The 13,530-nt window shown below is 59.8% G+C and carries 11 protein-coding genes; all 11 read left to right on the top strand.

Annotated features, from left to right (window positions below; translation table 11 throughout):
* The first annotated feature begins 14 nt into the window (after positions 1 to 14).
* The 11 genes from L6963_RS01870 to L6963_RS01920 all read left to right on the top strand — a co-directional run bounded on the left by L6963_RS01870 (position 15) and on the right by L6963_RS01920 (position 13,516).
* Positions 15 to 1,730 (top strand): ABC transporter family substrate-binding protein, encoded by a 1,716-nt coding sequence (locus L6963_RS01870; protein WP_237206422.1) that lies wholly within the window; start codon positions 15 to 17, stop codon positions 1,728 to 1,730.
* A gap of 334 nt (positions 1,731 to 2,064) precedes the next feature.
* A complete protein-coding gene (locus L6963_RS01875; protein WP_237206423.1) occupies positions 2,065 to 3,780 on the top strand; it encodes an ABC transporter family substrate-binding protein in 1,716 nt (571 codons plus the stop codon).
* Between the two features lie 214 nt (positions 3,781 to 3,994).
* On the top strand, positions 3,995 to 5,569 hold the full coding sequence (ffh, locus tag L6963_RS01880) for a signal recognition particle protein (RefSeq protein WP_237194151.1): 1,575 nt from the start codon (positions 3,995 to 3,997) through the stop codon (positions 5,567 to 5,569).
* Between the two features lie 177 nt (positions 5,570 to 5,746).
* Entirely contained in the window at positions 5,747 to 6,241 is a 495-nt protein-coding gene (locus tag L6963_RS01885; RefSeq protein ID WP_237194143.1) for an NUDIX domain-containing protein, read from the top strand.
* Between the two features lie 72 nt (positions 6,242 to 6,313).
* Positions 6,314 to 8,251 carry a hypothetical protein gene (locus L6963_RS01890; RefSeq protein ID WP_237206424.1) on the top strand — a complete coding sequence of 646 codons (1,938 nt, stop codon included), beginning with the start codon at positions 6,314 to 6,316 and terminating at the stop codon, positions 8,249 to 8,251.
* Between the two features lie 56 nt (positions 8,252 to 8,307).
* Positions 8,308 to 9,699, top strand: coding sequence for a sensor histidine kinase (locus tag L6963_RS01895; RefSeq protein ID WP_237206425.1), 1,392 nt, complete (start codon positions 8,308 to 8,310; stop codon positions 9,697 to 9,699).
* Entirely contained in the window at positions 9,696 to 10,415 is a 720-nt protein-coding gene (locus tag L6963_RS01900; protein WP_237206426.1) for a response regulator transcription factor, read from the top strand. Before L6963_RS01895 ends, L6963_RS01900 begins: the two co-directional genes overlap by 4 nt.
* A 124-nt stretch (positions 10,416 to 10,539) precedes the next feature.
* Positions 10,540 to 11,457 (top strand): ABC transporter ATP-binding protein, encoded by a 918-nt coding sequence (locus L6963_RS01905; protein WP_237206427.1) that lies wholly within the window; start codon positions 10,540 to 10,542, stop codon positions 11,455 to 11,457.
* A complete protein-coding gene (locus L6963_RS01910) occupies positions 11,454 to 12,635 on the top strand; it encodes an ABC transporter permease (protein ID WP_237206428.1) in 1,182 nt (393 codons plus the stop codon). The genes L6963_RS01905 and L6963_RS01910 overlap by 4 nt, the downstream gene beginning before the upstream one ends.
* Positions 12,636 to 12,842: 207 nt before the next feature.
* On the top strand, positions 12,843 to 13,271 hold the full coding sequence (gene rpsP / locus L6963_RS01915) for a 30S ribosomal protein S16 (RefSeq protein ID WP_185174544.1): 429 nt from the start codon (positions 12,843 to 12,845) through the stop codon (positions 13,269 to 13,271).
* A gap of 2 nt (positions 13,272 to 13,273) precedes the next feature.
* Positions 13,274 to 13,516, top strand: coding sequence for an RNA-binding protein (locus L6963_RS01920; RefSeq protein ID WP_237186095.1), 243 nt, complete (start codon positions 13,274 to 13,276; stop codon positions 13,514 to 13,516).
* The last annotated feature ends 14 nt before the right edge of the window (positions 13,517 to 13,530 follow it).

Here is a 13,530-nt window from a genome sequence, read left to right on the forward strand (position 1 = left end):
AAGGAGAAGAGAGAATGAACAAGAATGTAGTTCTGAACCGCCGCACCCTGCTTTGGGGTACCGGCATCCTGGGAACCACTGGTCTGCTGACCGCTTGCGGTGGTTCTGGCGGCAACACCACCAGCGCCGCAACCGCCAGCATGGCAGCAGCCGGTGATGAAATTAAGGTCGAAATCAACGAGCAGGACGTCGCTAACCTGCAGACCGGTGGCGTCGTCAACCTGCCCGTTAGCTCCCTGGGCCCTGATTTCAACATCTCCTCCCAGAACGGTAACTCAGCAAATAACAGCTTCGTTCTCTCCACCTTCCACACTTCGATGACCAGCGGTATCTGGCAGTCAGACTTCGACGGTACCCCCAGCATCAATCCCGACTTCTGTGAGTCCTACGAGTCTGAAACCGTTGATGGCGTGCAGACCATCCGCGTCAAGCTGAACTCCAAGGCTAAGTTCAACGATGGCACCCCCATTGATATTGAGTCCCTGCGCACCTCATGGAACGTCTTCAAGTCCACCGAGGGCGACTACAACATTGTTACCTCGGGCATGTACGAGTTCATCGAGTCCATTGAAGAAGATGGCGACGCCTTCTCTGCTGTTGTGACGATGAAGCAGCCCTACTACCCAGCAGATAACCTCTTTGGTACCCTGCTACACCCTGCCATGGCAGACCCGGCAGTCTTCAACGAGGGCTGGACCGACAACCCCAACCCCGACTACGGCGTAGGCCCCTTCAAGCTGGAAGAATGGAACTCAGCAGAAAAGCGCCTTTCCGTTGTTCCCAACGAAAACTGGTGGGGTACTAAGCCCATCCTGGACCGCATCACCTTCCGCCAGATGGAAGCTGCCGCAGCCCGCGCAGCCTTCCGCAACGGCGAAATCGATGCAGTGGGTGCTCGTACCCTGGCGGCCTACAAGGACGTTGAGGGAACCCCCGATGCTGAGCCCCGTCGCGCTCTGCGCCTCTTCTCCGGCGGTTTGAACCTCAACCCCGCCCGTATCCAGGACGCCGCCCTGCGCCGCGCAATCTTTGCAGGCACCGACCGCAAGGCCCTCTCAGATATCCGTTTCCAGGGCCTGAATTGGACCGAAGAGACCCCGGGCTCCATGCTTCTGTTGCCCATCTCTGAGTACTACCAGGACAACTTCCCCGCCGATCGTGGCGTTGAGGTTGCCCAGAAGATTCTGGAAGATGCCGGTTACACCAAGAACGGCGACTACTACGCTAAGGACGGCGCTAACGCTAGCTTCCGCGTGACCAACTTCGGTGACGACCCTGGCTCAGCTGCCCTGGCTCAGACCATGGTTGAACAGATGAAGACCATCGGCATTGAGTGCTCCATCGACCAGCAGCCCGACGCTAACTTCGCCTCGGTGGTTGGTAACAAGGAATACGACATGACCTTCTCAGGCTTCACTGTTGGCTCCGATGCAACCTCAGTAACCCGTCAGTTCTACCACTCATCTAACCTCGATGGTGCCGCAGGCTCTGAGGAAATCGATGCCATGATCGCCGAGATGGAAAAGATTGAGGACGACGCTGAGCGTAACGCAAAGTGCAACGAGATCGAAAAGAAGTTCATGGCCGAGTTTGCAACCCTCGGTACCGTCTTCAATGGTCCCGATATCCACTACTGCAAGACTAAGCTGGCCAACTACGGTGCAGCTATGTTCGGCGGTCACTCTGCCAACCCCCACCTCTGGGCCCGTGTTGGCTGGATGAAGGACTAAGTCCCTTTGATCTAGAAAACTCCTAGGGCGAATCCCTGCTTGCCCCACTACCTAACCTGGGTGGTGGGGCAAGCTTTCTTTAATCCCGGCTAAGACCTTGGGGCTGCACTAGGTCTGTGGGTTGAAGGAGGGGGAGAGGCATTGTAAACACTGAAAAATCAAAAAATTTAGAGAAACTAATCTATTTCTGATAAAAATACTCAGCACTTACAGCGCCAGTATGTGAAATAGAGATTGAAAAAGCGTTTCTATGGCCCACATTACCTGCTAGGGTAGTCTCAATCACACAAAAGGTGTGGCGAACATTAAGTTCTGCTTATCTAAGGATGGCATCATGACTGCACGTATCAACCTCAACCGCAGGTCCTTCTTCCTGGTCTCCGGCCTAGCTGGCATGACCGGCCTACTCGCAGCCTGCGGCGGTAACAGCAATACATCAAGTGCCGAAACCGGCTCAGCCCTTACCAGCGGCGACGACATCTCAAAGCTCGTCGCCATCAACGAACGCGACCGCGCAGACCTGCAGACCGGCGGCGTCCTTAACCTCGCTGTATCCACCCTGGGCCCCAACTTTAACGTAGCCACCCAAACCGGCTACACCACTAGCAATCTTAACGTCATGGCAGCCGTCAACACCGCCACCGTCAGCGGCCTGTGGAAGACCAATGCCCTGGGTGAATACAGCATCAACACCGACTACTGCACCGCCTACGAAGCCAGTGAAGTTGACGGCGTGCAGACCATCTCCATCAAGCTCAACCCTGAGGCTAAGTTCAACGACGGTACCCCCGTAGACGTCAAGGCCCTGCAGGTTACCCACAAGACCCTCACCGAAGAGGGCTACAACATCGTTGATCCCGGCGTTTATGCCCACATCGCCTCTATCGAAGAAGACGGAGACGCTTACTCGGTCAAGATCACCATGACCGAACCCTATTACCCTATCGAGGGCCTCTTCGGCACCGGCCTGGTCCACCCCGCCATGGAAGACCCCGCAATCTTCAACGACGGCCTGCTCGATACCATCAACAATGACTACCTCTCTGGCCCCTACAAGGTCGATAACTGGGATTCCGCCCAGAAGGTGCTCACCGTCGTCCCCAATGAGAACTGGTGGGGTGAAAAGCCCCTGCTCGAACGGATCACCTTCCGCCAGATGGAAGCGGCCGCCGCCCGCGCAGCCTTCCGCAACGGTGAAATCGATGCTGTAACCGCAAACAGCCTGACCGCCTACAACGACATTGACGGCACCAGCGGCGCTGAACCCCGCCGCGGGCAGAATCTCTATGCCGGCGGCCTGGTTATTAACCCTGAACGACTCACCGACACTGCCCTGCGCCGTGCCATCTTTGCCGCCATCGACCGTCAGGCCATTGCAGCCGTCCGCTTTAACGGCCTCAACTGGACCGAAGAAGTCCCCGGCTCCATGATGCTCATGCCCTTCGCCACCGACTACCAGGACAACTACCCAACCGAAACCGGTGCAGAGGCAGCCAAGAAAATCCTGACCGATGCGGGCTACAGCGAAAATGGTGACTATCTGGCTAACTCAAGCGGTAACGCAAAGTTTGCCATCACCACCTTTGGCGACGACCCTGTCTCCTCAGCAACTGCTCAGACCATCGTTCAGCAGATGAAGGCTGCCGGTATCGAATGCACCATCGACAACCAGCCTGACGCGAACTTCTCCACTGTCATCGGTAACAAGGAATACGACGTCACCTTCTCCGGCTACGGCATCCTGGGTGAAGACGCCTCAGGTTCAGCAGAGTACTTCTACCACTCAGCCACCTACAACGGCATCGGTACCGACGAAATTGACGCCATGTGCGAACGCCTGCGCACCATCGAGTCCATGGAAGAGCGCAACGCCCTATCCAACGAAATCGAGAAGAAGCACATGGCTGAGGTTGCCACCATGATCCCCATCATCAACGGCCCCGAAATCTGGTTCTGCAAGACCAACCTGGCCAACTATGGTGCCTTCCTCTTTGCACGTCCCTACGCCAACCCGTCCGCCTACATTAACGCGGGCTGGGTCAAGGAGTAATCCCACCCCTTGAATTCAACTTTTTCGCCGGTTTTCTACGGTTTAGCCGTGGAAAACCGGCGAAAGTGTCGAAACAGGGATTCTAACTCCCAACCGCGCAAACCCGGCGGCTCCTTGCCTATATACGTTATTCTTAATAGCTGATTCTTAAATTTGTTAGCGGGCTCCTTTAAGCCCGCGACGCCCATCCAGCCACGAAAGTAGTGCACAGCCCGTGTTTAATTCACTCTCAGACCGGTTGACAGCAACCTTCAAAAACCTGCGCGGCAAAGGCAAGCTGACTGAAGCAGACATTGACGCAACAGTACGCGAAATCCGCCGGGCTCTGCTGGATGCCGACGTCGCCGTCCCCGTCGTCCGCGAATTTACCTCCCACATCAAGGAACGTGCCCTGGGCGCCGAGGTCTCCGAGGCCCTCAACCCCTCCCAGCAGATCGTCAAGATCGTTAACGAAGAGCTGGTCAACATTCTGGGTGGCCAGACCCGCCGTATCAACATGGCCAAGACCGGCCCCACCATCATCATGCTGGCCGGTCTGCAGGGCGCCGGTAAGACCACCCTGGCCGGTAAGCTTTCCCACTGGCTCAAGAAGCAGGGTCATACCCCCATGCTGGTGGCCTCTGACCTGCAGCGCCCCAATGCCGTCAATCAGCTCAAGGTGGTGGGTGAGCGCGCCGGTGTACCCGTTTACGCTCCCCACCCCGGTGTCACCAGCGAATTCGACGTACCCACCGGTGACCCCGTCCAGGTAGCCCGCGACGGTGTCGCTGAGGCCCGCGCCAAGCTGCACGATGTGGTCATCGTCGATACCGCAGGCCGCCTGGGTGTAGATGCTGAGCTCATGCAGCAGGCCCGCAATATCCGCGACGCCATTGAGCCCAACGAAGTCCTCTTCGTTATCGACGCCATGATCGGTCAGGATGCCGTCAACACCGCTAACGCCTTCAACGAGGGCGTAGACTTTACCGGCGTCGTCCTCTCCAAGCTGGACGGTGACGCCCGCGGTGGTGCCGCCCTGTCAGTTGCTTCGGTAACCGGCAAGCCCATCATGTTCGCCTCAACCGGTGAAAACGTCACCGACTTTGAGCAGTTCCACCCTGACCGCATGGCCAGCCGTATTCTCGACATGGGTGACGTTCTCACCCTGATTGAGCAGGCCGAGCAGACCTGGGACAAGGCCGAAGCTGACCGCATGGCCAAGAAGTTCGTTGACCAGGAAGACTTCACCTTTGAAGACTTCCTGGCCCAGATGCAGCAGATTCGCAAGATGGGGTCCATGAAGAAGCTGCTCATGATGATGCCGGGCGCAGCCCAGATTCGTCAGCAGCTGGAGAACTTTGACGAGAAGGAAATCGACCGCGTCGAGGCTATTGTTCGCTCCATGACCCCGCACGAGCGCGTGGCTCCCAAGATTATTAACGGATCCCGCCGTGCCCGTATCGCTAAGGGTGCCGGTGTGACCGTTTCTGAGGTCAACATGCTTATGGAGCGTTTTGCACAGGCCCAGAAGATGATGAAGAAGCTGGCTAGCGGCAATATGGCCGGTATGCCCGGTGGCATGCAGATGCCCGGTATGGCCGCTGCCGGTGGTGCTGCCCGTAAGAATAAGGGCAAGGGGAAGGGCAAGCAGAAGGCTCGTTCTGGCAACCCGGCAAAGCGCGCCCAGCAGGAGCAGGCAGCTGCGGCTAAGCAGCAGGCCGCTCTGGGCTCGGCCTTTGGTCAGCAGACCCAGGATGTGAAGCCTGAGGATTTGAACCTGCCTAAGGGCTTCGAGAAGTTCCTCAAGTAAAACCTGCTCATAGGGCGGGGGTAAGCAGTTGGCTTACCCCCGCCCCTTTAGTTGTTAAGGACGTGCGGTGGGCGGGGAAGTTCTGCTGAGAGAGTGCAAGGGCCCCTCTACCTTTCACGCTGTGGTTTGGCGCGGTACATTGGGTGTAGTAACCGCCAGCCGAGAAGGAGCAGTGCCGTGGTTGATTCTTATCTACCTGAAGAAGAGCTGAAGGCTTTTATTGAAAGTCTGCCCACCCGTCGTCTGGCGGCCGGTGCTGTGATTCGTAATGAAGCGGGGCAGATGCTGCTGGTCAAGCCTAACTATAAGGACGGCTGGACTATCCCGGGTGGCACCGTTGAGGCGGGCGAAGCGCCGCAGCCAGCCTGTTTCCGTGAGGTGGCTGAGGAAGTTGGCCTTACCCTTGAGCCGGGCCGTCTTCTGGTAATCTTCCACGGCCTGCAGATGGGCATTTGGGGCGATTCAACCAGCTATATTTATGACGCCGGTGTACTTCCTGCCGATGCGGTGATTACCCTGCAGGAAGAAGAGCTGACCGCTTATGAATGGGTAGCACCCGAAGATTTGGGTAACTACTTTGATCAGGGGCAGGCCTACCGTTTGCAGCAGGCTTTCCGGGCCCTGCAGACCGGGGCTGTGTACGAGTTCTCTAGCGATTCACCTGCACGCTAGTTATCCCTGCCTTGTGTGGCCCGGGGCAGAGCTCTGCCCGTTTGATGAAGCGTTGAGAAGGATTGTAAGCATATGACTGAATCACACCGTGACCCCGCCCAGCAGGGTGCCTCCCGCGGGGAGGTTGTGGGTTCTGATGTGCTGTGGGTGCGTCTGCGCATTGATCGTGCCCAGCCCTGGGGGAGCTGGCGGGAGCTAGTGCCTGCCCTGTACAGCGGCGCGTCTGATACCCCGCAGGGGGCGGACGCCGGTGAGCAGCTTGCCCTGCCCACTGACGTTGAGCAGCAGGTCCGGGATCAGCTAGAGAGCATTATCGGCATGATTCGGGAGCAGGCTCAGGGAGCTGACCAGAGCTACGAGTACACCGATGAAGATATCAAGAGCGTTGAGGAGCTCGCTGCCGACCCCGATAAGTTTGATGATCTGATTCAGCAGATTATGCAGGCTGAGCAGGGGAGCGAAGAGCTTGTGGCAGAGCCTGAAGAGGTTTCTACTGAGGTTACCGCAGAGGAGCTTCAGGCGCTGACCGGCGACCCCACCCCAGAGGATCTGGCCGCGATGGAAGAGCTGAACTGGGAGATCACCCCTCAGCTAGCGGGCTATTTAGAGTCGGTGGCGACGGTGACGGCCCTTGAGACGGACGGACGCCGCGCCCAGCTCTTCGTGTTGTGCGAGCGGGTGCCGGGGCAGGCGTCCTTGCGCACCGTGGAGACCGACAGCACCGGGGTGCTGCTGCCCGGTGTGCCCCTGGACGAGTTTCTGGTGCAACTGGACGCTCTCTTCCCGTATGTTGCTTGCCTTCTGCCCCAAAAGCCGGGGGAGGACTACCACCTGGCGTCCTTCTCCCAGGGTACCGATTCCCTGAGCCTTGACCCGCACGGGGTGAGTGCTGCGCTGGTGGAGCTGTCGATGGCTGACCTTGCTACCTACATGCAGCCTGAGCTCATGGCCGGTGAAGTTGAGGCGGCACCTGCCGATAAGGGCTGGTCGCTGCTCACCGCAGACCCCCGCACCCTGGCCAACCTGCTTGAAGCCATGAACGTGCCCTCGATTGTGGCTGAGCAGACCCTCTTTGGTCAGAACCTGACCTTCGTGCTCCCGGCCGATTCCACCGGCCCCGAAACCGGTAGCGTCACCGACTGGGTTAACCAGGTCATGGGCACTCCCGACTCGGGTCTGGTGGGCACCGTGTTGACTTTCAGCTGGTCACCCCTCACAAAAATCGGCTCTGCCCTTGAACGGGTCTCCAGCGAAGTGGGCAACCTGGTCTGGAGTCTGCCCGGTCTACTCCCTGCCCCCTTCAGGGAGCTAGCCGCCCGCGACCAGCTTGAACAGCTCATCTGGCTTTATGGGCTAGATGAACAAACAGCTAACCGCCTGACCAACTACGTGCTGGACTGCGAAAGCAGCGACGGGCTCGAGTCCACCATTCACGCCCTGGAACTGCCCGAAGAGCTCCTCAAAGTGCTCACCGGGGCCGTAGGTCTGGACGAGTTCGTGGGCTACCGCCGCTTCACCGTCGATATGAACGGTCTTGACCGTTTCAAGGAAAGCGTCACCGCCTACCCTAACGGCACCGATACGCTCAGCACCGTCAGCCGCGAAATCCGCCAGCGCCCCTGGCTTCTGACCGCGGACGCCGCAGCCCAGCTGGGTGCCTCAGGGGCCCTGGCACTCTGGGCAGCCCGGCGTGCGACACAGGGGCGTTCGCCCCGAGCAGCGCTGATTGCAGCAGCGACTCTAGGAGCTACCGGTGCTGCTGAGATGCTGATCGCCCGGGTCTACCAGCGGGTTGTAGCCGCAGAAAAGCTCCCCCCGATGGAGCATCATCAGACCCGCCCCCTCTCACTGACCGAAGAGCTACGGGCCCAGGCCCAGCAGGAGGAAAAGAGAAGTCCTGAGCCTCAGGCTCCCAAAGTTGTGCGCAATACCCAAAAACTGGGTCGGCAGGCTGGGCAGCTTGCCCGCCAGCAGCTGGGACGCTTCTTCGGGGCACGCGACCAACAGTAGGTACGTTCCCTCTAGCGGGGGAGTTGCCCCGTGCTAGGTCTTGATACAGTGGATTGGTGAACACTGCCACCCGTTTTTCCTTCTCACAGATAGACCCCGACTGGGAGCGGCCCACCCCACCGGCGGCGTCCTTACGTAAGGATGTTCTGGTGTGGGGCGTGGTGCTTGCAGCTACTCTTCTCTTGAATGCCGCCTACCACTCTGCGGGTTTTCTGGGGGACGATACCGAGCAGATTCGCTACTCCTATGGGGCAGCTGCTGCTATGACCCTGCCCTTGATTTTGCGCCGTATCTACCCGCTGAGCATGATGCTGGTAGCTACCGCCCTCTTCTTTGCCCTGAGTTATGTGTCCGAAATAGCGCCCGCCACCCTGAGCTACCAGCTCTGCTATTTCGCGGTGCTTTTTGCCGGCATAGCCTGGGGCAAAAACCGCACCCTGACCTGGATTGTCTACGCCCTGGTCTGCGCTGCTGCTCTCGTCTGGATCGTGATTGCCTGGGTGGTAACCGACTCGGCCTACAGCATGGCGGGCGTTGAAGAGTACTCAGGCGGCCCTTTTAGCCAGGCCACCGCCGGCTACGTAATGGCTTCCGTAACGAATCTTTTCTACTACGGGTGCGCAGCCCTGATGGGGCGCACGGCCTGGAACCAGGCCTACCAGCGGACCGTCCTTGCGGCCCAGGCCCAGCAGCTAGAGCGGCAGGCTGAGCAGATGGCCCAGGACGCCGTGACCCGCGACCGACTGCGCATCGCCAGAGAACTCCACGACTCGGTGGGCCACCACGTCTCGTCCATGGGGATTCAGGCGGCAGCAGCCCGCCGGGCCCTGAGTAAGAAACCTGAACTGGCAGCAGAGCCCCTGGCCAACATTGAAAAGCTGGCTCGCTCGTCGGTCTCTGAAATGAAGAACCTGATTCGAGTCATGCGGGCAGCCGGGGAAGCGGAGCATGGCGGCGGTTCGGCGAAAGAACCCCAGGTTGCTGAAATTTTTGACCTGGTAGAGCACATGAGCTCGGTCGGCGTCCAGACCCGGCTGCAGGTAGGGGAGCAGGACCTTGACCGCCTGACCCACCTTCACCAGGGAACCCAGCTGTCCATCTACCGCATGGCTCAAGAAGCCCTGACTAACGTGCGCAAACATTCAGCTGCCCAGAATGCGGTGCTGGCCCTGCGTACCGGCGGCAGCTTTGGAGCCCACTGGGCAGAATTAGAGGTCACCGACGACGGCCCTGCCACCGGCCCAGAGCGGGGAGAAGGCCAAGAATACATACCCGATCCCAGCCGCCACGGCTACGGTCTACAGGGTATCCGGGAACGAGCCGTTGCCCTGGGGGGTACCTGCTGGATCGGACGCCGCAGCGGTGCGGACGGCTGGAAGGTACAGGTACGCTTCCCCATAGACATTGACGAAACCCACGACCCCCACGCCTCTAGGAGCACCTCATGACCCTCAAAGTACTGTTAGCTGACGACCAAGACATGGTGAGGTCAGGTTTCGCCCTCATTCTCTCAATGGAGGACGACATCGAGGTGGTCGGCCAGGCCCGCAACGGGGCTGAGGCTCTCAATCTTGCCGAAGCCACCCGCCCCGATGTGGTTCTCATGGATGTTCAAATGCCCGTGATGGACGGAATCACCGCCACAGCCGCCCTCACCGAGAAGCTGCCGGGCACGTCCGTCCTAATCCTCACCACCTTCGACCGCGAGGACTACCTCTTCTCATCCCTGCAGGCCGGGGCCAGCGGCTTCCTGCTCAAAACCTCGGACGCCGATGAGCTGGTTGAAGCTATCCGGAAGGTTGCCGGCGGACTGGCCCTGCTGTCGCCCGAGATGACCCTGCCGCTCATTGCCCGTTTTGTGGAGCAGACCAAGGGGCAGGACGCCGCCGCGCAGGCAGGTAGCTTAGGGGCGGGCAAGAGTGGGGGAGCACGCTCCGCCCAGGAGCTGAGCCCCGAGGACGCCTTCGCCCTGGGCGCACTCACCCCCAGAGAGAAAGAAACCCTAGAGCTGCTCGCCCAGGGCCTCACCAACGCAGAAATTGCAGAAAAACTCTTCCTCGGGGCGGCAACCGTCAAGACGCACGTTTCTAACATCCTGGCTAAGACCCACAGCCGCGACCGCGTTGGCGCCGTTATCTTCGCCCACCGGGTAGGGTTAGCCTAGATTCTCAACCCAGCTTCTCAGCGTCTGCCCACAATCTCCCCCGCCCGGCTCCACCCGGCGGGGGAGTTGTTATGCTCACAGCCTTCCTAGACTTGAGGTACAAGCTACCCAAAGGAAGTGCCCCATGACTGACCGAACCATAGAAGTGCGTGACCTCACCAAGGTCTACGGCAGCGGCCCCGGTGCCACCACCGCTGTAGAAAAGGTGAGCTTTACCGTTGAGCCCGGCTCCATGACCGGCTTCCTCGGCGCTAACGGCGCGGGTAAAACCACCACCATGCGCATGATCATGGGCCTGCTTGAACCCACCGAAGGGCAGGTACTCTACGGCGGCCGTCCCATTACCGCCGCAGACCGCGCGGGTTTTGGCTACATGCCCGAAGAGCGCGGCCTCTACCCCAAGCAGGCAATCCTTGCCCAGCTCGTCTACCTGGGCCAGCTGCGCGGTATGAGCGCCAGCACCGCCCGCACCATCGCTACCGACCACCTCACCGAACTGGGGCTGGGGGAGCGCCTGAACGACAAGCTCGAATCCCTCTCCCTCGGCAACCAGCAACGGGTGCAGATCGTAGCCTCCATCCTGCACCAGCCCACCGCCCTGATCCTCGACGAGCCCTTCTCTGGCCTTGACCCTAAAGCCGTAGACACCATGGTCTCCATGATGCGCGAGCTCATGCGTGATGGCGTCCCCATCCTTTTCTCATCCCACCAGCTCGACCTGGTTGACCGTCTCTGCGACCGCGTCGTTATTCTGCACGGCGGAACCGTCCGCGCCAGCGGTAGCGCCACCGAACTGCGCGAATCAGGCGCCCCCCGCTACCTCTACCGGGGTGGGGCGGACGCCGCCTGGCTCCGCGATCTGGCCGGGGTCAACGTCCTTGACGTCTCCGGCACCGACGCCGTCCTCGAACTGGCCCCCGGCGCTGACCTGGTCAGCGTCCGTCACCAGATTTTCAGCAGCGGTCTGGAACACGATATACAGGAGTTCTCCCGCCAGCTTCCCACCCTCGGCGACATCTACCGAAAGGTCACCGGCCAATGAACACCGCACCCACCCGCCCCAGCACCGCCCCCAAAAACGCCTGGCAAATCGTCGCCACCCGCGAAATCATGGTCAAGCTGCGCGACAAATCCTTCATCGGCGGAACCATCTTCTCCCTCGTCATTATCCTGGCCGCAATCCTCATCCCTTACTTTATGAGCTCAGGGTCAACCGACTACACCGTCGCCACCAGCGACGACCGAGCCACCTCTCTGGTCGCTGCCGCTGAAGCCAGCAGCGACGAGAACACCAGCTACACCGCCACCCAGGTTGATAGCGCGGACGCCGCCCGCACCCTCGTTGCCGACGGGGATGCGGACGCCTACCTCGCCCCCACCGACCAGGGCTGGGAACTCGTCTTTGACTCTTCCCCCGACAACAGCCTGGCCACTGAACTGGGTGCCGTCATCACCTCCACCGTTACAGCCGAAAACGCAGCTGCCGCAGGCGTTGACCTCGAAGCCCTGGCCGCGGGCACCCAGGTGAGCACCAGCGTCCTCTCCGGCAACAGCAATGCAGGGCTGGCCTTCCTTATCGCCATGGTCTTCGCCATGATTTTCTACATGACCACCGTGCTCTTCGGCGTAGCCATCGCCAACTCCGTGGTCGAAGAAAAACAAAACCGCATCGTCGAAATCATCGCCACCGCCATACCGCTCGGCCAACTTCTCGCCGGAAAAATCGTGGGCAACATCGTGCTCGCCATCCTGCAAGTAGCCATCTACGCAGTCGCAGGCCTCATCGGCATGCAAATCACCGGAAGCGCCTCAGAATTCGGCTGGATCCTACCCTCGGTCGGCTGGTTCGCCCTCTTCTACGTCGTTGGCTTCGCAGCTATCGCCACCATCTGGGCCGCCGTCGGCGCCATGGCAGCTCGCACCGAAGATATCGCCAACCTCTCCAACCCCATCACCATGGTGCTCATCGCCGCCCTCTTTGCCGGTATCTACGTCTCAGGAACCTGGCTCAAGGTCGTCTCCTTTGTGCCTGTCCTATCCTCAATTGCCATGCCCCGCCGCCTACTCACCGAAGACGTAGCCCTCTGGGAGCCCCTACTCGCCCTCGCCCTCACCCTGGCAGCAGCCGCACTTCTTACCCGCCTCGGCGCCCGCATCTACCGGGCCAACATTATGCGCGGCGGTACCTCAGTCAGCTGGAAGCAGGCGCTGAAGAAATAAACACGGTCAGCTTGCTCACAACACGCTCACTCCAAAGAGCGTAACCCTAGATTAAGCGGGGATAAGCTGGCATACTTGACGGGTACTCGATTTTTCCCGGCCCCTCTCATCCGGGAGAAATTGTGTCCGCAGAGGTCATGACGAAGCCCGCCCCACGAGCTGAGACCTGACCTCGAACAGTTATAGAAAACAGGAGAAACCACTACAGTGGCTGTTAAAATTCGTCTGAAGCGTTTCGGTAAAATCCGCGATCCCCGCTACCGTGTTGTAGTAGCTGACTCACGCACCAAGCGTGACGGTAAGGCTATCGAGGAAATCGGCATTTACCACCCGACCGAGAACCCCTCACGCATCGAGATCAACTCAGAGCGTGCCCAGTACTGGCTGTCCGTTGGCGCCCAGCCCACCGAGCAGGTAGCTGCTCTGCTGAAGCTGACCGGCGACCTGGCTGCTGCCAAGGGCGAAAAGGCTGAGTCAACCGTTAAGCCCGTTGACGCCAAGCCCGAGTTCGTTGTTCCCGAAAAGGGTTCGGTCATCCTTCCCGAGGCAATCACCCCCAAGGGCGAGGACAAGGCTGAAGAAGCTCCCGCAGAAGAGGCTGCTGAAGAAGCAGCTTCTGAGGAAGCAGCTGAGTAATCATGTTGGCTGACGCTCTCGAACACCTCGTTCGGGGTATCGTCGACAACCCAGACGACGTCCAGGTGCGTGCCAAAACCGGCCGCCGGGGCGAAACTCTGGAGGTTCGCGTGAACCCTGATGACCTTGGACGCGTGATTGGCCGCTCCGGCCGCACCGCCAAGTCCATCCGCACCGTGGTCAACGCCATCAACGACGGCGACCACGTACGCGTAGACGTCATCGACACGGACAAGCGACGCTAACTGAATACTTGAAG

It is taken from the genome of Rothia nasimurium, from assembly GCF_928392795.1.
Lineage (GTDB): Bacteria > Actinomycetota > Actinomycetes > Actinomycetales > Micrococcaceae > Rothia > Rothia nasimurium_F.

What these genes read in the sequence shown, in the direction of transcription:
- L6963_RS01920 (WP_237186095.1), top strand. Translation starts at nt 13,274, where the DNA reads ATGTTGGCTGACGCTCTCGAACACCTCGTTCGGGGTATCGTCGACAAC.
- L6963_RS01870 (WP_237206422.1), top strand. Translation starts at nt 15, where the DNA reads ATGAACAAGAATGTAGTTCTGAACCGCCGCACCCTGCTTTGGGGTACC.
- L6963_RS01910 (WP_237206428.1), top strand. Translation starts at nt 11,454, where the DNA reads ATGAACACCGCACCCACCCGCCCCAGCACCGCCCCCAAAAACGCCTGG.
- L6963_RS01900 (WP_237206426.1), top strand. Translation starts at nt 9,696, where the DNA reads ATGACCCTCAAAGTACTGTTAGCTGACGACCAAGACATGGTGAGGTCA.
- L6963_RS01905 (WP_237206427.1), top strand. Translation starts at nt 10,540, where the DNA reads ATGACTGACCGAACCATAGAAGTGCGTGACCTCACCAAGGTCTACGGC.
- L6963_RS01875 (WP_237206423.1), top strand. Translation starts at nt 2,065, where the DNA reads ATGACTGCACGTATCAACCTCAACCGCAGGTCCTTCTTCCTGGTCTCC.
- L6963_RS01890 (WP_237206424.1), top strand. Translation starts at nt 6,314, where the DNA reads ATGACTGAATCACACCGTGACCCCGCCCAGCAGGGTGCCTCCCGCGGG.